This is a genomic window from Rhizobium skierniewicense Ch11 (assembly GCF_023757665.1).
Taxonomy (GTDB): domain Bacteria; phylum Pseudomonadota; class Alphaproteobacteria; order Rhizobiales; family Rhizobiaceae; genus Agrobacterium; species Agrobacterium skierniewicense.
Genome location: NZ_RXPG01000030.1, coordinates 154,124 through 178,224 on the forward strand (window position 1 = coordinate 154,124; position 24,101 = coordinate 178,224).

The 24,101-nt window shown below is 55.5% G+C and carries 18 protein-coding genes and 1 pseudogene; 4 read left to right on the top strand and 15 right to left on the bottom strand.

The window, feature by feature from the left end; translation table 11 throughout:
- Positions 1-19: 19 nt before the first annotated feature.
- From EKM04_RS20645 to EKM04_RS20670, 6 genes are all read right to left on the bottom strand, one after another.
- Positions 20-1,303 carry a TRAP transporter large permease gene (locus tag EKM04_RS20645; protein WP_183893151.1) on the bottom strand — a complete coding sequence of 428 codons (1,284 nt, stop codon included), beginning with the start codon at positions 1,301-1,303 and terminating at the stop codon, positions 20-22.
- Positions 1,300-1,914 carry a TRAP transporter small permease subunit gene (locus EKM04_RS20650; protein WP_234910832.1) on the bottom strand — a complete coding sequence of 205 codons (615 nt, stop codon included), beginning with the start codon at positions 1,912-1,914 and terminating at the stop codon, positions 1,300-1,302. The genes EKM04_RS20645 and EKM04_RS20650 overlap by 4 nt, the downstream gene beginning before the upstream one ends.
- Before the next feature lie 66 nt (positions 1,915-1,980).
- On the bottom strand, positions 1,981-3,018 hold the full coding sequence (locus EKM04_RS20655) for a TRAP transporter substrate-binding protein (protein WP_183893155.1): 1,038 nt from the start codon (positions 3,016-3,018) through the stop codon (positions 1,981-1,983).
- 209 nt (positions 3,019-3,227) lie between these two features.
- Positions 3,228-4,157 (bottom strand): LysR family transcriptional regulator, encoded by a 930-nt coding sequence (locus EKM04_RS20660; RefSeq protein ID WP_183893157.1) that lies wholly within the window; start codon positions 4,155-4,157, stop codon positions 3,228-3,230.
- 90 nt (positions 4,158-4,247) lie between these two features.
- Positions 4,248-5,525, bottom strand: a complete 1,278-nt coding sequence (locus tag EKM04_RS20665) for a DUF2254 domain-containing protein (RefSeq protein WP_183893159.1) — start codon at positions 5,523-5,525, stop codon at positions 4,248-4,250.
- 397 nt (positions 5,526-5,922) lie between these two features.
- Complete coding sequence (locus EKM04_RS20670; RefSeq protein ID WP_202049535.1) at positions 5,923-7,302, bottom strand: GntP family permease; 1,380 nt, start codon at positions 7,300-7,302, stop codon at positions 5,923-5,925.
- A 221-nt stretch (positions 7,303-7,523) separates the two neighbouring features.
- On the opposite strand from EKM04_RS20670, the pseudogene EKM04_RS20675 reads away from it, so the two are divergent.
- Positions 7,524-7,707: pseudogene (locus EKM04_RS20675) on the top strand (IS3 family transposase); the annotation flags it as partial.
- A 166-nt stretch (positions 7,708-7,873) separates the two neighbouring features.
- Entirely contained in the window at positions 7,874-9,115 is a 1,242-nt protein-coding gene (locus EKM04_RS20680; RefSeq protein WP_183893163.1) for a glucoamylase family protein, read from the top strand.
- Between the two features lie 198 nt (positions 9,116-9,313).
- Here EKM04_RS20680 and EKM04_RS20685 read toward each other — a convergent pair whose 3' ends face one another.
- Genes EKM04_RS20685 through EKM04_RS20705 form a run of 5 tightly spaced genes read right to left on the bottom strand, consistent with a single transcriptional unit; the run spans position 9,314 to position 14,437 of the window.
- Positions 9,314-10,054, bottom strand: a complete 741-nt coding sequence (locus EKM04_RS20685) for an ABC transporter ATP-binding protein (protein ID WP_183893165.1) — start codon at positions 10,052-10,054, stop codon at positions 9,314-9,316.
- Positions 10,054-10,893 (bottom strand): ABC transporter ATP-binding protein, encoded by an 840-nt coding sequence (locus tag EKM04_RS20690; RefSeq protein WP_183893167.1) that lies wholly within the window; start codon positions 10,891-10,893, stop codon positions 10,054-10,056. The genes EKM04_RS20685 and EKM04_RS20690 overlap by 1 nt, the downstream gene beginning before the upstream one ends.
- Entirely contained in the window at positions 10,883-11,782 is a 900-nt protein-coding gene (locus tag EKM04_RS20695) for an ABC transporter permease (protein ID WP_183893169.1), read from the bottom strand. The genes EKM04_RS20690 and EKM04_RS20695 overlap by 11 nt, the downstream gene beginning before the upstream one ends.
- The gene (locus EKM04_RS20700; RefSeq protein WP_174155268.1) at positions 11,779-12,807 is read right to left on the bottom strand and encodes an ABC transporter permease; all 1,029 of its coding nucleotides are present in this window, start codon (positions 12,805-12,807) and stop codon (positions 11,779-11,781) included. Before EKM04_RS20700 ends, EKM04_RS20695 begins: the two co-directional genes overlap by 4 nt.
- 16 nt (positions 12,808-12,823) lie before the next feature.
- On the bottom strand, positions 12,824-14,437 hold the full coding sequence (locus tag EKM04_RS20705) for an ABC transporter substrate-binding protein (RefSeq protein WP_183893171.1): 1,614 nt from the start codon (positions 14,435-14,437) through the stop codon (positions 12,824-12,826).
- A 475-nt stretch (positions 14,438-14,912) separates the two neighbouring features.
- Here EKM04_RS20705 and EKM04_RS20710 point away from each other — a divergent pair, with 475 nt between their 5' ends.
- Positions 14,913-15,893, top strand: coding sequence for a mannonate dehydratase (locus EKM04_RS20710; RefSeq protein WP_183893173.1), 981 nt, complete (start codon positions 14,913-14,915; stop codon positions 15,891-15,893).
- A 320-nt stretch (positions 15,894-16,213) separates the two neighbouring features.
- Positions 16,214-17,395, top strand: coding sequence for a lactonase family protein (locus tag EKM04_RS20715; protein WP_183893175.1), 1,182 nt, complete (start codon positions 16,214-16,216; stop codon positions 17,393-17,395).
- A 261-nt stretch (positions 17,396-17,656) separates the two neighbouring features.
- On the opposite strand, the gene EKM04_RS20720 is transcribed toward EKM04_RS20715, so the two are convergent.
- The 4 genes from EKM04_RS20720 to EKM04_RS20735 all read right to left on the bottom strand — a co-directional run bounded on the left by EKM04_RS20720 (position 17,657) and on the right by EKM04_RS20735 (position 23,991).
- Positions 17,657-20,158 (bottom strand): ATP-binding cassette domain-containing protein, encoded by a 2,502-nt coding sequence (locus tag EKM04_RS20720; RefSeq protein WP_183893177.1) that lies wholly within the window; start codon positions 20,156-20,158, stop codon positions 17,657-17,659.
- Positions 20,159-20,230: 72 nt separating this feature from the next.
- Positions 20,231-21,298 (bottom strand): substrate-binding domain-containing protein, encoded by a 1,068-nt coding sequence (locus EKM04_RS20725; RefSeq protein WP_183893179.1) that lies wholly within the window; start codon positions 21,296-21,298, stop codon positions 20,231-20,233.
- Between the two features lie 23 nt (positions 21,299-21,321).
- Positions 21,322-22,317, bottom strand: coding sequence for an ABC transporter permease (locus EKM04_RS20730; RefSeq protein ID WP_210290000.1), 996 nt, complete (start codon positions 22,315-22,317; stop codon positions 21,322-21,324).
- A gap of 612 nt (positions 22,318-22,929) precedes the next feature.
- Entirely contained in the window at positions 22,930-23,991 is a 1,062-nt protein-coding gene (locus EKM04_RS20735; RefSeq protein ID WP_174155262.1) for a ketopantoate reductase family protein, read from the bottom strand.
- Between the last annotated feature and the right edge of the window lie 110 nt (positions 23,992-24,101).

A 24,101-nucleotide genomic window follows, 5' to 3' on the forward strand; every position in this document is an offset into this window, starting at 1 on the left:
TTTAGGTCTGTCGATGCGTTTATTCTGCGAGGCTTGGGAGATAGAGCGCGATGGAAGGAAAAATCGAAAGCAGCACGATCAGCACGGCCATGGCGCCCACAAAGGGCAGCGAACCGATGATAACGGGTGTCATCGAACCACTTTTGCGAAGGCTGTGGACGACGAAGAGGTTCAGGCCCACAGGTGGCGTGATGAGCGCAGCTTCAACCAGCACGATGATGAGAATGCCGGTCCAGATCGGGTCGAAACCAAGCGCCAGCATGATGGGAGCGACGATGGGGATCGTGGTGATCATCATCGAGAGGGATTCCATGAAGCAGCCAAGGATCAGGTAGAAGACCACCACGACAAAAATCATCGCGACCGGTGAAAGGCCGAGGCCAGAGATCGAACTGGTGATGACATCGGTAATCCCGGTCGCCGACATGACGAAGTTGAGGAAACCAGAGGCAATGATGATCAGAAGGATCATCGCCGATGATTTCATCGTCCCTTCAATCGATTCAGCCAGCATCGCGAAGTTGAGGCGGCCAAAGCAGGCAGCGAGGACGATGGCGCCGCTGACGCCGAGTGCGGCTGCTTCCGTTGGTGTTGCAAGACCGGCATAGATCGAGCCGACGACAAGCAGGAAGATGCCAAGTGGCGGCGCGAGATGGATAAGGCTGGCGAAGCGCTTGCCCCATGTTCCGTTGACGCGTGCGCCGCCCCAGGTCGGCACCATGACACAGCCGGCAATGATGGTCAGCATGAACAGCGCGGTCAGCAGCAGGCCGGGGATCACGCCGGCAAGATAGAGTTTCGGTACCGACGTGTTGGTCAATACGCCGTAGAGAACCATATTGATCGACGGCGGGATTAGGATGCCGAGCGTACCGCCAGCGGCGAGGCTGCCTAGGAAAAGAGACTCGTTATAGCCATGCTTCTTGATCTGCGGGATTGCAACTGTGCCGACAGTCGCCGCGGTTGCGACGCTGGAGCCGGAGGTTGCGGCAAACAGCGCCGACGCACCGATATTGGCGTGCATGAGGCCGCCCGGAAGCCAGGAAAGCCATAGGCTCATGGCGCTATACATGCGTTCGGCAAAGCCGGCGCGCAGCAAGATCTCCCCAAGCAAAATGAAGAGAGGAATGGCAACAAGCAGAAACTCGTTGTTGGTGCTCCAGGCAAGCTCTCCAATGGCGCGGGTAAGTGGCAGCATGGAAAATGTGGGATCAAGGACCAGACCGAGCACACCGAGTGCTGCCGCAACCGGAATAGACAGGCCGATCAGGGCCAGAAGGAGAATGAGTGTCGTTGCGATCATATGCGTTCTCCTTCGATCAAACGCTCGCCAGCTGCGGCTTCTTCTTCCGCCTCTTCCTGTGTGGAACGAACCCCGGCGATTGCCTTGACAGTATCAATATCGCCGGTGACCAGCGCGACAGACGCGCGGATCATCATCAGAGCGAGGATGAGACACATAAAGACAAGTCCTGCGAACCACAGACCTTGCGGAATGGCGAGCGGCGTGCCCAGCGGCGTGTTGGCTTGCGAATTGTTGTTGATCGATTCTGCGACAACGCCGAAACCATAATAGGTCACGAAGCCGATAAAGATGCCAAGGCAGGCCAGCGATAGCCAATCCAGTACCGCCGAAACACGGACAGGCAAGTATTGGTAGATGATGTCAACACGCACATTGGCGCGCTGCAGCGTTGCATAGGCGAGCGACCATGTCGTGCTGATCGCGAAAGCGTAACTCGACAATTCGTCGGAGCCGCCCACGGTCCAGCCGAAGAGTTTGCGTAGAAGCACGTCGACCGTAATCAGCAGGACGCTGGCAAGGGTCAGGGCGCCACTGGCAAGCACCGCCCAACGGGCTGCTTTCTCGGCAAAGCCGAAAAGCGAAGTCAGTAAAGGGATTGATCCTGTCATCATTGTTCATCCGGCTGGAGGAAAGGCGACACGGCTGCGGGTGATGCAGCCGTGTCCTGGGCTGGATTACTTTGAAGCCGTCAGTCCGAGGGATGCACCGATCGTCTCGTTGAAGTCCTTCACACAATCGGCGGAGCAACGTGCGGCCCAAGTCGGAAGGATTTTGTCCTTCAGCGTCGCTTTCAGAAGCGCCTTGTCCTCATCGGTCGGTACGACCAGCGTCATCTTGCCCTTGATAGCCTGCGTGCAGGCTGCAGCGCCTGTATTGCAATCAAACCCTTCCTGCGTCTGTGTGCCAGCAGCCTTCCAGATGTCGTCCACCATGGTTGCGATGTTTTCCTGAAGGAACGCCTGAACCTTCGGGTCAAGCTTGTCCCAGACGGATTGGTTTACGGCGTGAATCTGCTGATTCCAGTTGATTGGCAGCGCAAGCAGATGGGTGGAGACCTCATACCATTTGGCCGAGTAGCCGGAGAGGGAGCCGGTGATAGCGCAATCGACGACCTTGTTCTGCAGCGCTGGGACCACTTCCCCGAAGGCCATGGTGACGCTGGTGCCGCCGAAGGCTTCAACGAATTCCGCCTGTGTGCGGCCGGACGTGCGAACCTTCTTACCCTTCAGGTCAGCAATACCTTTAATATCGGCATTGCAGAAAACCACCTGTGCTGGATAGGTCGAAATGCCGAGAAGCTTGACCTTTGAACCTTCGCCGTAAAATTTTTCGTAGACTGGCTGGAAAGACTCCGTGACCTTGCGGGCGGTCTCGACATCAGGTGCCAGACCTGGAAGGTCAATGGCTTCATTAATGGGGTTGTCACTGGCGAAATAGGAAAGCGTCGCAGTTCCAAAGGGGATAACACCTTGTGACATGAGGCGCATCAGTTCCGGGCCTTTGAGACCCATTTCATTAAAACCCTTTATCGTTGCGGTTACCTGGCCTCCCGATTTCTCCGGAATGGTCTTGGCCCAGAATGGCTGCTCGAACTGCTGATAAGCGGTGAGGTTGCTGAGGCCGCCAACGATCTGCAACTGGGTTTTAGGCAGTTCCTGGGCTGCGGCAGCGCTTGCAACGAGGAGTGCGGTAGCAAATGAGAGGAGTTTCATGTCGTTCCCTTTTCTCTGGTTCGATCTTTCAGAGCACGAAAAAAGGCGAGCGAGAGTCAGAGACGAGACGATGTCCCGAATACCTCTTGCTTGATGCTGTGTCAGCCTGTTCCCATGCGTGCGACTTATGTCGCTTTTATTTTTTCGATTAAATGGCGATAAAGCAGGCTTGTCCAATCGTATGTTTGGAAGCGAGGTATAAATAAAGTTTATATGTTATTGATTTTCGGCGCGGCAGGAAGAACGTTTCCTGCACTGTCTCGCGCGATCTGCTGAGCCATGTTCGTGATGACCCGTGCGGCATGGCTATCGGGTCCGTCTATCCAGCTTGCGGTGAAATGCAGGTCGTTCAGTGGATCGGTATCGACGTTCAATATTTCCAGTTCACCGCGCGCTATCTCGGCGCCGAGAAAAACCGGCGTGATGACGGCGGTGCCAATGCCGTCCAGAGCCATCTTGGCAATCATGGACAGCGATGCACTGCCATACATTCGCGGTGTGGGAAAGCGATAGCGCTGCAGGATATCGCGCACTTGGCGATAGGGTGTACTGTTCGAGCCGTAGGTGATGACGGGCAGGGCAGAGATCGTTTCCAGCGACGCGTAGTTTTCCGATGAGTGAAGACCGGGCTTGGCAATCCACGCAAGAGGATATGTGCAGAGCGGCCTGTTGGCGACACGTGGTTCCAGGACTGGCCCCATGAGGAAGGCAAGATCAATCCTTCTGCTCATCAGGTAGGATTGCAACATCTCGCTCGTATCGACCTCGATCTCCAGTGTCAGGTCGGGGTAGGCAATATGAATTTCGGCAATAAGCTGCGGCAACCATGTCTGCACGATCGTTTCCGCCACTCCGAGATTAAGGCGCCCTGTCATGGCAGTGCTGTCGCGTGCGGCTTCAATCATCCCGTTGCGGGCCTGTATCAGTTGCTCCGCATGGGCCAGCAACTCCTGTCCCTTCGCCGTCAACCTCACGCCACGAGCGGCGCGATCAAATAATCTGACACCAAGCGCAAGCTCGAGTGCCGCAATGCGCTGTGATACGGCAGGTTGCGTCGTTCCGAGCTTTTCGGCCGCAGCGCGAAGGCTACCGAGTGCTGCCGCCCAGAAGAAGGTTTCAATGTTTCTGAGGTCGATCATGGGTGCAGCTAACCCTAAACCACCCCTTTCGTCCATCTGTCCCTGAGGCCAATGCGGGTATAGACGTGCTTATGTCGAGATGCCTCCTGGTCACCTTATCTCAGCAAAAACAGCTTGCGCGGCAGCTCTCACCCGTTGTCTGTCGTTTTCAAGGCTCAATGCGAGTTCGGCGCGGGCAAGTGCTTCTTTCGAATGCCGAACAGCATTGTTGCGAAAGCCCGGCGCGCCAAGTCTCGCCAAAATACCAAAGGTCTTTTGCAGACGCAGGCCGACTTCAACGATGGCTGCGCCATCTCGGGCGATGGGTGTAAACAGGTCGTCAAAGATGTCATCAAGACTGATAGGCGGAACATAGACATTGGTAAAAAGGACGGTGCCCGGCTTGGAAGTCTCCAAAGGTTCGTCCCAGACAGCCAGGACACGAAGCGAACGGGCGATCACATCGATCGCGGTACCTGGATCGTTGATGGCGGGTGACAAGGCCCGCGACGCAATTTCCGCAAGGACGGACGCGCCAAATCTCGGATCCTGATCGAACGAACGGGTGTCCTCCACGGAGAAGGACGCTTTGATATCAGCAAGCGCTTGTTCGGCATCTGCTTGCCGGACTCCATCAATCGAGGCCACTGCACGAGTCGGATCAACCAGTTGTCCAGGGATCGACCGCACGAAAATGCGCGACTTCGTCGCTGCAGCAATCTTGGAAAGCGCCCCTGTATCAAGATGCTGGATGTAGCCAATTCTGTCTATGAATACATCTATGGAAGAGACCGGAATGTCCTTCTCCCCGTCCATTCTGTTGCCACCAAGATAGGGGCTCTGGTGGCGCGCGCGCATCGCATCAATGGTCACGGCCTCCACTCGCTCCGTCGTCTCTGTCACGCGCCCCAATCGCGAGAGATGATCGATCCAGCGCAGCAATGTCACGACGATCAGTACGATGACCGCGACTGTTACGATAAACAGAACGACACGACCGCGATCGCCGTAAGCTCCGGTGCTCAGCGCAATGATGCCGACGAGGCTGAACAGGAACGAGCCAACGAAGGTCGCCAGAACATTCTGCGTCGTGCTGTCTTCCATCACCAGCTTTGTTGCACGTGGCGTTACATTGCTGGTGGCTGCCGAATAGGCAGATACCATGGTGCTGAGGGAGAATGTTGTCACTGTCAGCATGCTCGAAGCAATGATGCCGAGGATGTTATCAACGGCGTCAGCGCCGATTTGGGTCGGCAAGTCACTTGGAATATAGGGGCTGACAACGATGGCGATGAGGGCGGTGGCAACGGCAAGTATCGAAAACAGGGTCGCTCGAAACCAGATACGGCGCACGATTTTTGCAAAAAACCAACCCCAACGTGACGTCATTTAAATCCAGATCCCCCAGAAAATGCGCATTAACTCGCCTGATCAGCGTGGCGTAGCCTGACAGCGGAGAGCGCACAACCCGCGTTCACCGATGACACAGCAATTACAATGCCACAATCAACCGAATTTGCTTGAATATTGAGCAGATGACCGCGAGTTCCGCAGTGAACCGCGTCAACTTCGTGCCTCGTAATAGCACGCTCTGGCAGCGATATATGACCTCGTCAGGCAGAGTGATCAAAAAATTCGTCATAGGATAACCCTGACGCGCAAGGGTGGACGTGTTCCGTTTTCCAACCGGATCAGAATCATTCCGGTATGTCGACGACCACCAGCCTGACAGAGCATCAGAATGGTGGTCGCCGACTTCAAAAAAACGTGGACAATTTTACATCGTTCAGGCCAAGGAGAAGATTAATCCCGAAAGCGCAAAGCCCAGGAGACCGACCATTGTCTGCATCACAGTCCAGGTCTTGAACGTTGTTTTGATGTCCATATTGAAGAACCGGCCAACGAGCCAGAAGCCAGAATCGTTCACGTGGGATAACATGACCGAACCCGATGCAACCGCTATCACGATGGCCGCAAGCTCGACACCTTGATAACCCGCTGCCTGGACTGCGGGTTGGATCAGACCAGCAGCAGCAATGAGGGCGACTGTTGCAGAACCCTGTGCAACACGCAGCGCCGTCGCAATCAGGAATCCCGCCACAAAAACGGGCATGCCGATATCGGCCAAAGCGCTCGATAGCGCGTTGCCTATACCAGAGGCACGAAGAACACCACCAAACATACCACCTGCGCCAGTTATCAAGATGACCGAGCAAACCGGGCCAAGCGCGGAATCGACGATGCGTTCGATCTTCAGCGGGTCTCGACCCCGCATGGGACCGAGCACAACGGCAGCAACCAAAACGGATATGAGAAGTGCAATCGGTGTCGAGCCGATAGCGCGCAGCAGCTGGAACCAGCCCGCATCCTTGCTCACCCATTCCTGGGCGCGCGCAAAATCCAGGCCCGTATTCATGAAGATGAGAATCAGTGGTAGAAGCAGAAGAGAGATAACCAAACCGGGGCTCGGCAAGGACACTCCGTCTTCAACCGAATTTGCTTCCGAAACGTTTTCCGGCACCGGCAAGAAGATACGTTTACCAATCCAGTCACCGAAGAAATGGCCAGCAATGATCCAGGTTGGGATTGCGACAATAAGACCGATTATGATCAACAGGCCGACATCAGCACCCAGCAGTTCGGATGCTGCAACCGGGCCCGGATGCGGCGGTACGAAAACGTGCATGCAGGAAAACGCAGTTGCCACCGGTATTCCGTAGAGCAGCAGGCTGCCACCGAGACGCCGCGCGACAGTGAACATCACGGGAAGCATGACGACGAGGCCTGCGTCGAAAAAGATCGGGAAGCCGAAGAACAGGGATGCAATTCCCAAGGCCATGGGCGCGCGTTTTTCTCCAAAACGTTTGATCAGATCATCGGCCAGTGCCTGCGCACCACCGGACACCTCCAAAAGTCTCCCAAGCATCGCGCCAAGACCGACAAGAAGTGCGACGCCGCCAAGGGTGGAACCAAATGCGGTGGTCAGCGTGCTCATAATATTTGCGGTTGGAATGCCCGTGACGAGCGCCGTCAAAAAACTGATAAGGATCAGCGCAACAAAGGCATGAACACGAAATTGGATGATGAGCAGCAATAAAAGTGCCACCGCGCCAATTGCTATGAAAATCAAGGTGCCTGCGGATAAAGTCTGTTCGAATTCGGGCAAATGAACACTCCTTTGAGACGAAACGGACAACCGCCGCCCGTCAAGATAATCGCCTAGTAGCTCTACGCTTTGAGGTTGGACCATTATGTCAAAGTCAACCCGGCGACAATGCGAGAGGGTGGTTTATCAGTAACATTATTGCGCGCGGGCGCGTTGCTTCGCCGGACGGGGACGACGCAAATGATCGGAGCCTAATTCAGCGCAAACGTCCGAAGGTTTATGGGTCGGAAAAGGTCAGCGGCAAGCCGATGGAATGGGCTGCCAACCCAGGGCATCACCCTAAGCCCCATCCGGTGGGGAAAGCCGCAAAAATTCACGACACAGTGTTTATGCAGCTATGACGACGAACGGCCCAACATGGGCATCTGCGGCATCACGTCCACCCGGAAACTGAAAATGGCCGCGTCAAAACCACAAGACCGTCCATGGAAGCCCCCTTCAATTGGCAGACATATATGTTCTGATCGATGACGGCGGATATTGGACAATAATCCGATGAGAGGGTGTGGAAAGGTGATACCGATCCTATATGCACATACGCAGCGTGTTCTTAAAAGGAGCCGAACGCTTTATGCCACCGACAGACACTGGCCCCGCGTCCAGTCACCTCATTTCAAAAGATATTGATACAATTCAATTTCGTACTTTCGAATATTTCTGGCTTGGAAGTCACCCCACATCTGGATTGGCCAGAGATCGCATCCGTTCCGACGGAGCCGTCATCAACGAGATCGCCTCGGTGTCCGGGACGGGCTTTGCGCTACTTTCCGTTCTGGTTGGCAGTGAGCGAGGCTGGATTACGCGCAGCCAAGCGTTGGAACGCGCCAACACGATCACGGAATCTTTGCACAGGGCTCAGAGGTTTCACGGCGCCTTTTCTCATTTTCTGCATGCGGAAACGAGCGAAGTCATTCCTTTTGGTTCCAAGGATGACGGTGGTGATTTGGTCGAAACGGGTCTGCTGCTGCAAGGCCTGATCTGTGCTCGCCAATATTTCTCCGGCCCGACGCTGGAAGAAACACGGTTCCGAGAAAAAGCCAATGCATTGATCAAAGGCGTGGAATGGACGTGGTACACGCGCGGCGGCGGCGGTCCTATGTGGTGGCACTGGAGTCAGAAACACAGGTGGAGCCGCAACATTCCGATCACTGGCTGGAATGAAGCGCTGATCTGCTATGTGCTTGGAGCAGGCGCTGAGCAGCATGCCATAGACCCCGTCAATTATCACGCTGGCTGGGCGCGCTCAGGCGAGATGAGAAATGGAGACGCCTATTTCGACATCGTGCTTCCTTTGGGAGAACCGTATGGCGGACCTCTGTTTTTGTCTCAATACTCTTTCTGCGCGCTGGACCCTAGAGGTCTGAGCGATACCTATTGCGACTACTGGACCCAGATCAAGGCGCATACGCAGATCCACTATCGATATGGCTGCGATAAGTACCCGGACCAAAACCTGTGGGGAATGACGGCAAGCGATAGTCCTCGAGGTTACCGGGTCCACTCGCCTACGGACGACGATGACGTGATATCGCCAACCGCTGCGCTGTCGAGCTTCCCATTTCTTCCAGAGGAAGTGTCTCGTGCCGCAACGGCTTTCCTGACGTTCGCAGACGGTAAACTCATGGGGCGCTACGGGCTCGTTGACGCGTTCTCGCCCGGCTCGGGGTGGATTGCCGATACTCATCTCGCAATCGACCAGGGGCCAATCGTCGCTATGATGGAAAATTACCGGACAGGCCTGCTTTGGAGACTGTTCATGACCGCGCCAGAAGTTCAACGCGGTCTTGATCGTCTTGGTTTTACGATCGCGTGAAACCGAAACACCACTCAAGCCAGGCAGTCATCATGTCGAAAATACAGTGCATCGGTAAAGTGCGCAGGTTTGTTGGGTCGACAGGAAGCAGGCATTCCGAAGCATAGGAATTTCACCCAGGAATTGGACAGGAAAGCGGTGCGCCTGGCGCAGACGAGCGACCAGACGCAGCGCGATTGGGCCATCGCACCGGTCGCCTCACCCGCCGATGGATTCCTCGAAAAGCATCTTCGAGTAGGGGACGTTCGTAATGCCCTGGTGCAAATCGGATCGGGTCAATTCGTCGACAAAGGTACCGTCCTTCATCACCAGAACGCGATCGCACATATGCGCGATGACCGAGAGATCATGGCTCACCAGCACATAGGTAAGCGCTCTCTCGTCTCTCAAATCGCAGAGAAGATTGAGCACCTCGGCTTGAACGGAAACATCGAGTGCCGACGTGGGCTCGTCCAGAAGCAGGATCTCCGGTTCCAGCATCAGTGCACGGGCGATTGCCACGCGTTGCCGCTGTCCGCCCGATAATTGATGAGGAAAGCGATCGGCGAAGCTGGTCGGTAATCCGACCTGTTCGAGCGAACTCGCGACGCGGTCAAAGCCGCGCCCTTTGTTCATTGCGCGAATTGGCTCTGCGAGTACGCGTTCAATTCGGTGGCGGGGATGGATGGAGCCGTAAGGATCCTGAAACACCATCTGCGCCAGCAGTAACTGTTCCTTGCTTCGTTCGCGATCAACGTTCGTTCCCGCAAGGGATATCGTTCCCTGCCAATGCCGGTCCAGCCCTGCGAGCGAGCGCAGGACGGTGGATTTGCCACAACCCGATTCCCCGATAATACCCAGAGTCTCGCCCTTTTTGACCGAGAAGGACACCGATTTCACGACCTGTTTGCGCGAATCGCCCTGACCGAACGAGACGGACAGATCTTTGACCTCAATCATCATAGGCTCCCCACCGCATTGATTGTTTTCCGGTCCAGAACCTGTAAACGGTCAACAGGGCGCCTGGGATCCGGCATGGCGGCGATCAGACCTCGCGTGTAGGGATGCTTTGCCTCATCAAGGCTTTGCAGCGTTTCAATCACCTGCCCTTGATACATGACGAGGATTCTCTCGCAAAAGGATGCCACCATGCGAATGTCGTGACTGATCAGGAGAAGGGCAGAGTTGTTCTCTCGAACCAGCTGGTCGAGAAGTCGCAGGACATCGCCTCTGACACTGACATCCAGAGCTGACGTCGGCTCATCGGCAATGACGAGGCGCGGCTTGGCGAGCAACATCATCGCAATCATCACCCTCTGGCCCATACCACCCGAAATCTGGTGCGGATAAAGATCCATGGTTCGTTCAACATCGGCAATACGCACTTTTCCGAGCATCTCGGCTGCGAGCTCGAAGGCACGTTTTTTGCCGATCTTCTGGTGAAGAAGAGCCGCTTCGGCCACCTGTTTGCCAACCCTCAACACCGGGTTGAGGGAATATCGGGGGTCCTGCATGATCAACGCAATGCGATTGCCGCGAAGGCCTCGCATTGCTTTTTCGCTCCGGGAGAGCAAAGGCGAGGCTTCGAAATCGAGTGTTGAAGCTTCGACCCTTGCCGAGGGCGGTAAGAGCCGCATGATCGCACGGCCGAGGGTGGATTTGCCAGAGCCGGATTCCCCAACGATACCCACACGCTCTGCTCCCAGATCGAAGCTCACGTTCCGAACGGCCGGAATCGCGGCTTTCCCAAAGCGGACGGACAAATCCTGAACTTTAAGAATGTTTTCGTTATCGGGCATGGCGTGGATCCAGAATATCGCGAAGCGTATCGCCGACAAGATTGAACGCGAGGCTGGTGACGAGAATGGCGATACCCGGCATAACGGCGACCCACCAGTTATCGAGCATGAATTTGCGCCCGTTGGAAATCATTGCGCCCCACTCCGGATCCGGTGGTTGCGCACCCAGGCCAAGGAACCCCAGCGCTGCAGCCGTCAGAATGACGCCAGCCATGCTGAGCGTCAGCCGTACGACCACCGAAGGAATGCACATCGGCGCGATGTAGAGCAGAAGCAGTCTGGTGCTGGATGCACCGTACAGTCGGGCTGCGGCCACATAGTCCGTGTTGCGCACAACGAGCGTTTCTGCGCGCGCCAATCGTGCGATCGGTGGCCATCCTGTCAGCGAAATCGCGATGATCGCGGTGTTGAGCCCGGCTCCGAGTGCTGCCGCGAATGCAAGAGCAAGGATCAGCGAGGGAAAGCTGAGGACGATGTCTGTTGCCCGCATCAGGAAAGCATCGATGCGTCCACCCGCGAAGCCGGCCACGATCCCGATGAAAAGTCCAATCGGACCGACGATCAGCGAGACGGCAAGGACTGTCTGGATGGTGATGCGCGTACCGTAGATCAGTCGAGACAGAATGTCGCGTCCGAATTCATCGGTTCCCGCCCAGTGCGAAAGGCTTGGAGGTTGCAGTGCCTGAGACAAATTTTGCGAGGTCGCACTGTAGGGTGCTATCCATGGGGCAAGAATTGCAACGATGACCAGAAGCAGAAGCACGATAAAACCGAACATGCCCAAGGGTTCATCCGCCAGCTTTTTGAAGAAGCTCTTGAGACTTGCCACAGCGCGACTGGAAGCGCCCGAGGTCTGGCGAGGGGCGGCCAGGCTTTGATTGGTGTTCATGTCGTGGCCTCTCGCGTGCGGGGATCGAAAATCAGATAGGCCAGATCGGAAAGGAAGTTCAGCATCATGAAGATCAGTCCAATGATAAGCGTGCCGGCCAAGACAGCGTTCATATCACCCGTCATCAATGCATTGGTCATGTATTGACCGATGCCGGGCCATGAAAACACGATCTCCGTAACCACTGCGCCTTCGAGCAAGCCGCCATAGGAGATTGCGAGCACCGTGATAAGCTGTACGGCAATATTTGGCAGGAGGTGGCGCGACACGATGCGCATGCTCGACGCACCCTTGGCGCGTGCGGCGACCACATAGTCCTGGTTCAATTGCTCCAATGTGAAGCTACGTGTCATGCGGGTGATGTAGGCCATGGCAGAGTAGGCCAGGATACAAGCAGGAAGAATAATATGGTGAACTGCATTCCAGAACACCTCCGTATCGCCTGCCATCAGGCTGTCGATCAGAAGCAATCCGGTTTTGGGCTCAACAAGCCCTTCCAGATAAACGTCCACGCGCCCTGGACTGCCAGCCCACTGGAGCCCTGCATAAAAGATCACAAGGCCCACGATGCCGAACCAGAACACCGGAATGGAATGACCAACCAGTGAGATCACCCGTGTGAACTTGTCAAACCAGCTATCGCGAAAGAAAGCAGCGGTCATGCCGAGGGGAACGCCAAGCAGCGTCGATATGATAACCGCTAATGTCGCGAGTTCCAAAGTGGCAGGAAACGCGTTCTTAAGGTCCTCGGTTACGGGATTGCCTGTCAGGATCGCGGTCCCGAGGTCTCCCTGAAGAAGAGAGGTTATGTACAACCAGAACTGATGATAAAGCGGCAGGTCCAGACCCAGCCGTTCCCGCATGGCCTGATAGGCTGCGGGATCGGCCAGTTCGCCGACGATCGCACCGACGGGGTCGGTCGGCAAAATACGACCAATCACGAAGGTAACGATCAGAAGTACGAACAGGCTTATCAGCAGATGTCCGACCCGTTTGGCAAGCTCTATGAGCGTAAACTCTTTCATGTGCGCAGCGGCCTGATTATGGAGCGTCGGATTTTGTTACGCCTTCGATGCGTGTCAAAGACCAGGGGTGGCCGCTGTAGCCCTTCAGCCGACTGCTCAGAACGATGGGCTCGAAGCGTTCAAACATCGGCAAGACGGCAGGCTTCAACGCGATGAATTTTTCCTGGATCTGTTTGATGAGTTCCATCCGCTTGGCATCATCCCTTTCGCTGTTTGCCTGCTCACGAAGGGCATTGAGCTCTGGAATGTCCCAGGCAGAGCGCCAGACGAAGTTGCCTGCGTTGTTGGCTTCCTTGGAATTGTTGGGATTGGATGCGAAGTTATCCAGCGAACCAAGTGCAGTCGGCATGAACGAGCCCGTTTGCGGAATCAGCAGATCGAAATTGCGCGCGCGGTGTGCCGCGACAATATCGGCGCCATTCCCCTGCTGGATGTTCACCTTGATACCGATGTCGGCGAGGTTGGCCTGAATGGCCGTTGCCATATCCACACGCGGTGTCTGCGAAATTGTTTTAAGCGTCACGGTGAAGCCATCCGGATAGCCGGCATCTGCCAGGAGCTTCTTGGCCTTTTCAGGCTGGAAAGACCAGTCGGGGTTGGCAATGGCACCTGCCCAGTCTTCCGGGACCGGAACGTTTCGGACACGACCGTATGACCCCAGAATCGTATTCGCTATGCCTTTGTAATCGATGCCGTAAGCAATCGCTTCCCGGACACCGGGCTTGGAGAATGGCTCAGTGCCTGCATTCATTGCCAGAACGTAATAACCACCGGTCTTGACCTTATCGATGACAAAGCTCGTGTTCGTTTCGAACGTCTTGACGTCTGCAGCGGTCAGGGCACTGGCAATATCGATATCGCCGCGCTCGAGCATCAGACGGGCAGCCTGACTTTCCGGCACATGGCGCATGACAATGCGGCGCATGGTGGGTTTGCCGTCGCGATATTCATCATTGGCCTCCAGAAGGACAATGTCATTGGGTGTCCAGCGGCGCAACACGTAAGGACCTGAACCTGCGGTCTTGGTTCGAAGCCATTCATTGCCGTAATCGTTGTTGTTGACGTGCTTTTCGACCTCAACGCTGTCCACAACCGATGAAACACCCATCGCAAGACGATAGAGGAGCGCTTCCGGGATGACCTTGTCGGTCAATTCGATCCGAAATGTCTTGTCATCGGGAGCGGACACAAGACTTTCAATATTGGCAGCAGTGTATCCGGCCGTCTTGTAATTGGTCGCCGCAGATTGATCGAGCTTCAAAAGCCGGACGATGGAGAACACGACGTCCTTGGAGGTTACCGGGTTTCCGGATGAAAATGTCGCATCTTTGAGCTTGAAGGTAATACCCTTATCATCAACCTGCCAGCTTTCTGCCAGCTGCGGCTTGATTTTGTTACCGTCCTTCTGGTCAGCGAAAACAAGGCGGTCATAGGTGTTCGCCAATATTTCCTGCGTCTTGACTTCAGTGGCTTGCTGCGGATCAAGCGAGAGCACCTGGGCAAGCGACGTACCAATAACGAGTTGATCGTTCGGGGTAGCTGCGATGGCTGTCGTGGCCGTGGCCGTGGCCGTGGCAAGCGCAAGAGAAAGCGTTGCGGCAAAAACACGATTGGAACAAATTACGGTCATAGGTTTCCTCTCCAAAATTGTCGCTTCAGCGCCAGACAAGTCATACGATGATTACGTCTAATTATCGCCACTGGCACGCATCTAGTATGATGTCTTAGGCTGAGAGCCTTATCCTCTGCCCCTAGTGAACCTTAATATTGCTCGCGGCGCAAGCCGTGTTTACGCCGAGAAAGAGAGAGAAGGGGGCTTTTTGGAAATCAAACCAATGAAATCTCCGAAAGAGAATGCAATTAAAAAGCAATCAATAATCATTATTTAAACTCAAGGTAATATTAGATATTTTTGTATAAACGATAATTTTCAGATAGTTAATTATCATCATCAAATCACTTTGGGTATCGACTATAAATAGCAATCTAGTTGTAAAAATATGTTTTATACTACTTTTGGGGGAGTCTTGAATATTTAGAATTATTGCAACTCGACAATCGCTCTAAGAGGTATTATCTCTTTCAAGGCAATCAGGAGAAATGACATGTATGTTGGCACGCAATTGGCAGCCCGTGACGATGACGATTATCGGGTATGGTCACAGCTTGGCATTAACAATATCTGCGCGGACCCAGATGGCCCGATGGACAGCTGGAGCCTTGACGATCTCAAACGCTTGCGCGAGAAAGTTGAAAGCTTTGGTCTGACACTGGATATGATCCAGCTCCCCTTGCCTTCAAGCCCGATTGAGACCGCCACCTATCCAGACATTTTGCTGGCGGGTCCAAACCGTGATCGCCAGATCGATGCCATCTGCAAATTGATTGAAAACCTTGCCGAAGCGGGTATTCCTGCCGCTAAATACAATCTCAATCTCATCGGCATTCCCCGCACCCCCGATGAGCTTGGACGAGGCGGTTCACGGAATGCATCCTTCCGCTGGGACAAGACTGATCAGGATGCAGCGCCCGGTCAGGCAGGCATTCTCTCGGAAGATGAAAACTGGGAGCGGATCGACTATTTTCTTGAACGGGTCGTACCTGTCGCCGAAGCGAACCGCATCCGCCTTGCCTGCCATCCACACGATCCCTATACGCCGCCCGGTTACAAGGGGGTGACACGCGTTCTTGGAACCGTGGATGGCCTCAAGAAATTCGTCATGATGCGTGAAAGCGCTTATCACGGCCTGAATTTTTGTCAGGGAACTGTCGGCGAAATGCTTGATAATCCCCGTGAAGAGATCGAAGACGTTATTCGCTGGTTTGGCAGCCGGAACAAGATCTTCAATCTACACTTCCGTAACATTCGCGGCAAAAAACTTTCATTCATGGAAACCTTCCCGGATGAAGGCGACATGGACATGGCCCGATCGCTGAAAGTCTACAAGGAAGTGGGCTACAGATACATGATCATGCCCGACCATGTTCCCACCATTTCCGGGCGTGATCCACAAGGCGTCGCTTTTGCCTATTGTTATGGTTACACCGCCGCCTTGCTTCAGGCCCTCGATGCCTACAATTCCTAGGCTTCAGTCAAACGGGCAAGGTCCCGTTCGATCTGCGGCATCAATGGAGTCTGCCTGACCTCGATTTGAAAAGCGTGTTCCGTATTTGGTAATTCATGCATCATTGGCCTCAGGAGCGAATTTTCTGAAAACTCAATCGGGACACTGTTGGTGCAGAAACTCTGCACGCTCTGACGTCTAGGAAGTCTGACCGAGGACGTGCCGGACTCCGGTTTTGTCGGGACGACGCCTTGGCCTGTCACCGGCTGCCAGACAACGTTGCCGTGTGTTGACAAGAAGCTGCGTATGAAGCCGATAAACAAAAATGGAGAGTTGATGTAATGAGAAAGATCACATTTTTCGCGGCAACCTCCATCATGGTTGCGAGTAGCCTTTTTGCGACTGCGACGGCAGCTCTGGCTAAAACAATGGTCTATGTCTCCGCTGCAACAGACGGAGACATCAACACCTACAGCATGGATGAAAAAACGGGAGCCTTGACGCCAGCCGATAAGGTGAAGGCTGGCTTTTCTGTCATGCCTTTGGCCGTCAGCGGCGACGCTCATCATCTTTATGCTGTCGTTCGGTCACAGCCCTACCGCGTCGTGTCATATGACATCAACCAAGATACAGGTGCGCTGACGGAAAAAGCCGTCGCGGCACTGCCGGACAGTATGCCCTACGTTTCGGTAGAAAAACGTGGTCGGCTGCTGTTCTTCGCGTCCTATGGCGGAAACAAGATTGCGTCCTTGCCGATAGGCGCAGGTGGCCTTGTCAAGGAAGGCGTCAAGCAGGTCATACTGACGGGCAGAAACGCCCACTCCATCGTGAGTGACAAGACGGGAAAATACGTATTCGCTTCCAACCTCGGCTCCGACGTGATTCTGCAGTATGTTCTGAATGACGAAACGGGAATGCTTGAACCCAACAAGCCTGCCAGCGTCGCAACGAAAGCGGGACAGGGACCACGTCATATTCGTGTCTCGCCCGACAACAAGTCGGTTTATGTCGTTACGGAGCTCAGCGGCGAGGTCATTCACTTTGCACTAGACGCCGCCACGGGAACTCTGACCGAGAAAGAGACGGTCCCGGTTTTGACAGCCGATGCCGGCCTTGAGAAAGGTGTCGCGCCTCCTGCACCACCTGCGTTCAACGCGCCCGCGACAGCAATCCAAACTCCCGCGCCTGCGGTTGCTCTTCAGCCAAAGATTTGGGCTGCCGATATAGACATCACGCCTGATGGAAAGTTCCTATACGCGTCAGAGCGGTCGACAAGCACGATTGCGATCTTTGCCGTAGCCGCAGATACGGGCGCGCTGACCCGGCTTGGCTCCATTGCAACAGAAAAACAGCCGCGCGGTATTCGCATTGATCCAACGGGCCGGTTCCTGATCGCGGCGGGGGAGAAATCTGAAAAGATCTCTGTCTACAGTATCGGTCAGGAAGATGGCTCACTGCAAGGTGTCGGGCGTTACGACGTTGGCAACGGTGCAAATTGGATCGAAATCGTCCGTCTTCCGTAAAGACCGGCGCGGGTTTTACCCAACACGATCGAGCTCTCCTCGATCTTCTAGTAAAGAGTGACCGTGTCCCACCCCATGCTTATCCATAGCCCGGATCGACACCCCCGCCGACCGGGCGTATTCGACTGGTACGACAAGGAAATCAGCCCCAGAGCGCAACCTGTGGCCAGCATCCCGGCAAAAAACCATCACAAATCGACGTTCATTCTTGAGTCGTTGGGCTGATTGAAAAAGCGACAATCAAATGGAAATTTACGGACATCAGCGTGCACTCCGTTTGCCCACCCCGGCATAAATGAGCGCGGCGACAACGACCAGCATGCCTTGGAAGAGATATTGATAGGTCTGGGTCAGGCCCAGGAATGTCACGGCGTTCAGCACCTCGGTCAAGAGAACGGCACCGAGCAGGGTTCCGATGAACGTTCCACGCCCGCCCGAAAGGCTGGTGCCCCCCACAACGACCGCAGTGATGCTGGCAAGCGTGTAGTTCACACCCTGGCGGGGATCGCCCACCCCAATCTGGGTCATCAGCATGATTGCACCCAAGCCAGTCAGCAGCGAGCAGGCAATGTATCCAGCGATGAAGGTCATTTCGACAGGAATGCCAGCGCGACGGGCTGAATGCTCATTAGATCCGACAGCGCGCAGGCGCCAGCCAGCCCGCGTCCGGCGCAACACGGCTTCTGCCGCCAGTGCAGCGGCAACCAGAACGAGGAAGGCAACAGGGAGCGGTCCCCATTGCCAGTTGACCCAGTCTGTGACCGTCGCACTGATGTAGCCGCCTGGATTGTCCCGCAGCAGAAAGCTGCAGCCCTGGATCGCGATATACATCGCAAGTGTCGCCGCAATCGGCGTGAAGTTGGCAAAACGGATCAGCATGCCGTTGATCGCGCCGGTGACAAAGGCGCTGGCGAACATCAGCAGGAAGCCGACCAGCATCATTGCAGAAGAACTGTCATCTGTGATGAAGAAGGACGCGACCACGACCAGAAAACCGGTAAGGGGGCCAACGGAAAGATCGATACCGCCCATCAAGAGCGCCACCGTCTGGCCCATGGCAATGAAGCCGAGGGCAGTGGCAAGAAGCAGGATGTTGTAAATATTATAGACGGACAGGAAGTTCTCGTTCTGGCCGTAGACGTAAAGTCCAAGCAGCAAGGTCACGATAGCAAGAGGTACGGCTGGAGCATTGTCGGACCGCAGCAAATCACGCCACCGGCTGCCAGTATTCGTATGAGTAACCGTCGAACTGCTGTCGCCGTGGGTTTCAGACTTGACGGCGGCAGCAACGATGCGCTCTTCGGTGACGTCGTCACCGGCCAGGATTTCGACCACCTGTCCGCGCGACAGCACGACCACCTTGTCGCACAGGCCTTCGAGTTCAACAGCATCGGAAGAGTTGACGACGACCGGTGTTCCCGCTTCGGAGACTTCCCGCAGAATGCGATAGATTTCGAACCGGGCACCAACATCCACGCCCTGGGTCGGCTCGTCCGCGATGATAAGCCCTGGCTCGGACAGAAGTGCACGAGCCATGACAACCTTCTGCTGGTTTCCCCCTGACAGGGCAAAAATCGGCGCCTCCATTCCCGGCGTCTTGACTGCCAGCTCGCTGAAGATCGCACCGACCTGGTGGAATTCCTTCTTCCGGCTCATGATGCCCGCGACGGCGAACTTTTCAAGTGCCGAAAAGGTGGCATTCTCGCGCACGGTAAGGCTACCTGCGACACCCTCGGTATGGCGGTCTGACGGCATGAAAGCGGCTTCATGCAGGAGCTCAGGCTGCGTCAACTCGCGTCCACGCAAGACAATCTGACCCTTCACGGGCTGTAGACCGGCAAGCACACGCATGAGTTCAGGCTGGCCATTGCCCGCAACGCCGGCGATCCCGACAATCTGTCCCCTTGGCACGTCGAAACTGACGTTTTTCAGATCTTTGTTGGAGAGACCACTTACGGAAAAGCAGGTCTCCGACCCGATTGACGAGGCTTTTGGCGGGAAGGCAGATTCCAGAGTACGCCCGACAATCATGCCAACAAGATCGGTATCGCTGATCTCGCCGATCAAAGCGGTGCCGCGCACACGACCATCCCGAAGCACGGTCACGCGATCGGCAATCTGGCGCAGTTCGGCCAGACGGTGGGTGATATAAATGACAGAGGTACCCGCGGCTGCCACCTCGCGGATCCGGGCAAACAGCATGTCTGTCGAGTCCTGGTCGAGCGAGGCCGTCGGTTCGTCCAGGATCAGCACCTTCGGATCAAGCGCAAGCGCCTTGGCAATTTCGAGTAGATGTTTCTGGGCAACGGTCAGGCCGTCTGCGCGCATGCCAAGGGGAACGTGCAGCCCGACTTTGTCGAGCACGCGTCGACCAATCGTCTCGGGTTTCGCCGCAGAAAACACGGATGCAGGCAGCGCGACACGTAGGTTTTCCAGGATCGATAGGTCATCCACGATTGCCGGATGCTGGAAGCAGATGCCGATACCATGAGACTTGGCAATTTCTGGCGTCATCTGCTGGACAGGATGTCCACCAAGAATAATTTCGCCACCTGTCGGCTGTAACGTGCCGGAAATGATGTTCATCAAGGTCGATTTTCCGGCACCATTCTCGCCAAGGATGGCGTGCACTTCGCCAACGCGAAATTCCGCACTGATATCGACCAGAGCCGCAACGACAGAGAAATATTTCGAGATACCTGCCAGACGGATCACCACGTCCCGGGTGTCCGGCGCGATCTCTTGACCGTTTCGTGCCAACATTGTCTGCGATCCACCTTGATTGCTGAACCCCGGAGTGTCAGTCCTCCGGGGTCATTGATTCATGAGTTGCGGTTACTTGCCGACAACCTTCGCCTGGTCCTCGGGCTTAAGCTCGGAAGACATGTAAATAGCCCCTGGCAAATCCTTGCGGCACTGAACGCCATTCGGCTTGCCAGAGACAGAATCCTCATAGGCAGGCGCCTTGAAAATCTCTTCCTTCGGCAGTTCGCCGCCGGTTGCTAACGCCACAGCCCATTGGACCGCCAGGCGAACATTGTCGTTGCCGGTGGCAACGGTGAACAGCTTGAAGTCAGGATTGGCGGCGTGGTTGTCTTCCCAGAAGCAGCTGAGCGAATTGCCATCGGAGGTTGCCAGCGCCGGGATCGACTTGCCCTGCTTGGTAAAGGCTGGGAGCGCGCCGACAAGTGATGGGCCGAAGTCGGAGACAATCACATCGATCTTGTCGTTTTTAGCGATCTCGGCCGTCAGCACCTTCTGCGTAAGAGCCGGGTCCCAGTTGGTCACGGCGAAGGGTGCCTGATTGACGAAGACATATTCCGGACCAAGCACGCTCTTCAGGCCCTTCAACTCGTCGATGCCCTGGCTGTTGCCGGCCGGACCGCTGAGAAACAGGAGATTGCCACCCTTTGGCAAGACGCTCTTGATCCAGTTACCCCAGGTCACACCGTCGTTCTCGAAGGAGGACCCGATGAACTTGGAGTAATTCATGCCCTCCTTGCCGCCCACCGCGACCCGATACGGCACGATGATCTTCCCCGCCTTGAACACACTGGTGATCGCCGGGAGCATGGCGGGACCTGCATCACCGAAAACGACGAGTGCATCGATGCCCTTGGCTGCCATGCCCTTGATGTCAGAGATTGCCTTTTGTGTATCACCTTGGCCGTCGGCATATTCGTACTTTGTGATGCTGGGGCAGAGCTCAACGGTCTGCTTGCCGGATGCCGTCGTCACCTGACGCCAGCTGTTGCCACCATAGCCGTCGAGAAGAGCGAGCGTCGCCTTCTTGGGTCCGCACCAGGACGGCATTTCTGCCTTGGCCACGCTCGCACCTCCCAGTGCGACAAACGCAGTCGCCACCGATAGCGCCATGACCTTGGTCAAATCTGCATAATTCATGTCTGCTCCTCCACTTGTTATTGTTAGGTCGTTTTTTTGACGTTTCTGCTCCAGTTGAGCGAGTAAACGGCGATGCCAAAACCCAGCGCCAGGGCCTGGATAATCGTTTGGGCGGAATAGGGTACACCGACCGACAGCGCGAATTGGCTCAGCTGATTCAGAAACAGGGCGGCAAGCACTGTCGAGATCGGAAAACCGCGTCCACCCAGCAGCGAGGTGCCACCCAGCACGACGACAGCGACGGACGGCAACAGCAAACTGTCGCCCTGAAAGGCGGTAGGCTCGCGGGTAATACCGGCAATCAGGATACCTGCCAGGCAATAGAACAGCTGCGCATAGACATAGGCCATCATCTGGTGCGACCGGACACGCAGGCCTGCCGCCTCTCCGGCCGCCGGGCTGGCGCCGATCGCCTCGAACCGGCGACCACCGACGGTCTTTTTCAGCATGAAAGACACCAGAGCCGTCGCGCCAAGAGCAAAATAGATCGCATTGGGCAGACCAAAGGTTTCGCCTCCAGCGATCGTGGCCAGGAGATCGGTCGTGACAGAAGGAACCCCGCCAGACATCGCAAAAACCGCTGCGTAGAGAAGCGCATTGGTGCCGATCGTTGCAATGATCGCATTCATACGGAAAACGCTGATCAGGATGCCGTTGAGGACCCCGATCGAAAGGTTGAATGCCAGCGCCAGCAGCACCGCCTGATACAGGACCGCATCATTCTGATTTGGAAAATGCGTCGACACCACAACCGCAAGAGACACGGCTCCAGGAAGCGAAAGGTCGAACCCACCCTGCTGGACGACAAGCAACTGGCCGAGGCCGACAATTGCAATGATGGCTGCAAAAGGAAGACTGCCCGACAGAGCGCCCCACGAAACGCTAGACGGCGCAAAGATTAGAGAGGCGATCAGAAGCAGTGCAATCGAAAGGACAACCGTCACGAAGCTACGCGCCAGTTGAAATTGGCCCGCGCCGTAGTTGCTCGAACGCGTCGGGGTCGTGGAGATGGCACTCACCAGGGAGCTCCTTTCGGCAAGCCTGCGGACGCACGGCAGACGCGACCATTGCTTGCCAAGGGTTTTGATCGAAAGTCGGGGTCGGGACAGTAGCTCGAAAATAAAGTTGAACAGCGTGACAAACCATCTCGGTGCGATACGTCGGCTAAGGCGCCATTGAGAACGTAAAGAACCGCAACCTGCGCCCGTTTCGCATATTCGGTGAGACACGACGCCTGCTTAAAGTTTTCCATCATCGTGCCCTCCTCTCGAGACGATCAAGGTTCGTTTAAAATGAAGGAGTCAGAAAGACATATCCGAACGACGCGACAGCTAAAGCCTCAAGCTTTGGCAACAACCTGAATGCCTCCGAACCGTTGAACGGTCAGAACTGTCAAAATCAAAATGAATTACGGATTGCCCAAATTCTTGCTCCTCCAAGAATTTGTCATTGCGTCTGCCGCTAGCCCCACCGGCTGGTGAGTATACACGGGCTGACCATCAAATCACTTCAGGAAACTTACTCCTCCGAACTCCTCATCAATGACATTATGCATTTTGAAGACTGCGAAAACCACGAAAATATCCGCTTTGGATAAGTGTGTTCTATTGAGAATATTGGACGACCCGCATTCAGGGTGCCCGTCCCATGGAGTGGTAGGTTTCGATCAGCAACTCAGCATTTTGCGGCCCCGCGTCTCGCGCACGCGCTTCGATTTCATAGGCCAGTTCCACCACACGCTGGTTGATCGGGGCTGCAAGTCCATGGGCCTTCAGCGTGTCGATGACCCAGCCGTTCACTTCCTGAATCTCGGCCCGCCGGCCCTTCCGCCAGTCCTGAAGCGAGGTGGTGAGTGTATCGGCCTGTGAGAAGACAGTGAGCACCTCCTCGAATATCTGGTCGACATAGCGTTCCGGATGATTGGTGGTCACCGGCGGCATGCCGATGATCGGTACGATCCTGGCACCATCGGCGATGGCAGCCTGCATGGCCTCGTAGCCCGCAGCCCGCATCACGTCGAGCATTCCTGGACTGCGTGCGGCATCACCAAGCGGTAGGTTGACGATCGCGGAAGGAATGAGTTCGGCGGCATTGACGACGAGCTTCATCCATTTGGCAGAGCGAATGTCATCGGTGACCTCGACCCTGCCCGTACAGCGCAGGAGTTCGGCCACTGGCTCCACCCTCTTCTGGACATCTGGATCAAGTGCACCCAGAGCGAACCATGAGGTATCGTGATCGTTCTGCCGATTGGTCACACCCGGCACGAACATATTGGAGGCGATTTCGATAACGGCACCGATGGTGCGTTCGCGGCCGACAATCGCTGCGATGTCTTCATGGGTCATGCCGTTCTGAAGACCGATAACCAGGCCATCCTTTGCCAGAACCGGCTCGATCAGCTGTGTCGCCCATTTGGTATCGTAGGCCTTGACCACCAGGAAAACCAGATCGAATGGCTCCTTCACCTCGGCCACCTCGCACAGATGCAGTGCGGCAACCTTGGCATTGATCGTGCGGGTCGGCAGATGAACGGTAATCCCGTCTGCCCGGATGGCATTTACGTGGTCGGGCCACTGCTCGATAAAGGTCACATCGTGCCCGGCGAGGACGAAGTCTGCACCGATTGATGCACCTTGGGCGCCGGTTCCAAGGAAGGCAATTCTCGGTTTTTTGCTGGAACTGGATGTCACGCGACGGTCTCCTTGAATATCTGTGCGGGCAACGATTGCCCCTTCAAAATCGAAACAGTTTCCGGTCGCCACTCAGCGGATGGTTCAATGTGCAAGTCTTTGCAACGCGG

Coding starts and splice junctions, on each gene's coding strand:
- EKM04_RS20645 (WP_183893151.1), bottom strand. CDS start 1,303: ATGATCGCAACGACACTCATTCTCCTTCTGGCCCTGATCGGCCTGTCT.
- EKM04_RS20650 (WP_234910832.1), bottom strand. CDS start 1,914: ATGACAGGATCAATCCCTTTACTGACTTCGCTTTTCGGCTTTGCCGAG.
- EKM04_RS20655 (WP_183893155.1), bottom strand. CDS start 3,018: ATGAAACTCCTCTCATTTGCTACCGCACTCCTCGTTGCAAGCGCTGCC.
- EKM04_RS20660 (WP_183893157.1), bottom strand. CDS start 4,157: ATGATCGACCTCAGAAACATTGAAACCTTCTTCTGGGCGGCAGCACTC.
- EKM04_RS20665 (WP_183893159.1), bottom strand. CDS start 5,525: ATGACGTCACGTTGGGGTTGGTTTTTTGCAAAAATCGTGCGCCGTATC.
- EKM04_RS20680 (WP_183893163.1), top strand. CDS start 7,874: ATGCCACCGACAGACACTGGCCCCGCGTCCAGTCACCTCATTTCAAAA.
- EKM04_RS20685 (WP_183893165.1), bottom strand. CDS start 10,054: ATGATTGAGGTCAAAGATCTGTCCGTCTCGTTCGGTCAGGGCGATTCG.
- EKM04_RS20690 (WP_183893167.1), bottom strand. CDS start 10,893: ATGCCCGATAACGAAAACATTCTTAAAGTTCAGGATTTGTCCGTCCGC.
- EKM04_RS20695 (WP_183893169.1), bottom strand. CDS start 11,782: ATGAACACCAATCAAAGCCTGGCCGCCCCTCGCCAGACCTCGGGCGCT.
- EKM04_RS20700 (WP_174155268.1), bottom strand. CDS start 12,807: ATGAAAGAGTTTACGCTCATAGAGCTTGCCAAACGGGTCGGACATCTG.
- EKM04_RS20705 (WP_183893171.1), bottom strand. CDS start 14,437: ATGACCGTAATTTGTTCCAATCGTGTTTTTGCCGCAACGCTTTCTCTT.
- EKM04_RS20710 (WP_183893173.1), top strand. CDS start 14,913: ATGTATGTTGGCACGCAATTGGCAGCCCGTGACGATGACGATTATCGG.
- EKM04_RS20715 (WP_183893175.1), top strand. CDS start 16,214: ATGAGAAAGATCACATTTTTCGCGGCAACCTCCATCATGGTTGCGAGT.
- EKM04_RS20720 (WP_183893177.1), bottom strand. CDS start 20,158: ATGTTGGCACGAAACGGTCAAGAGATCGCGCCGGACACCCGGGACGTG.
- EKM04_RS20725 (WP_183893179.1), bottom strand. CDS start 21,298: ATGAATTATGCAGATTTGACCAAGGTCATGGCGCTATCGGTGGCGACT.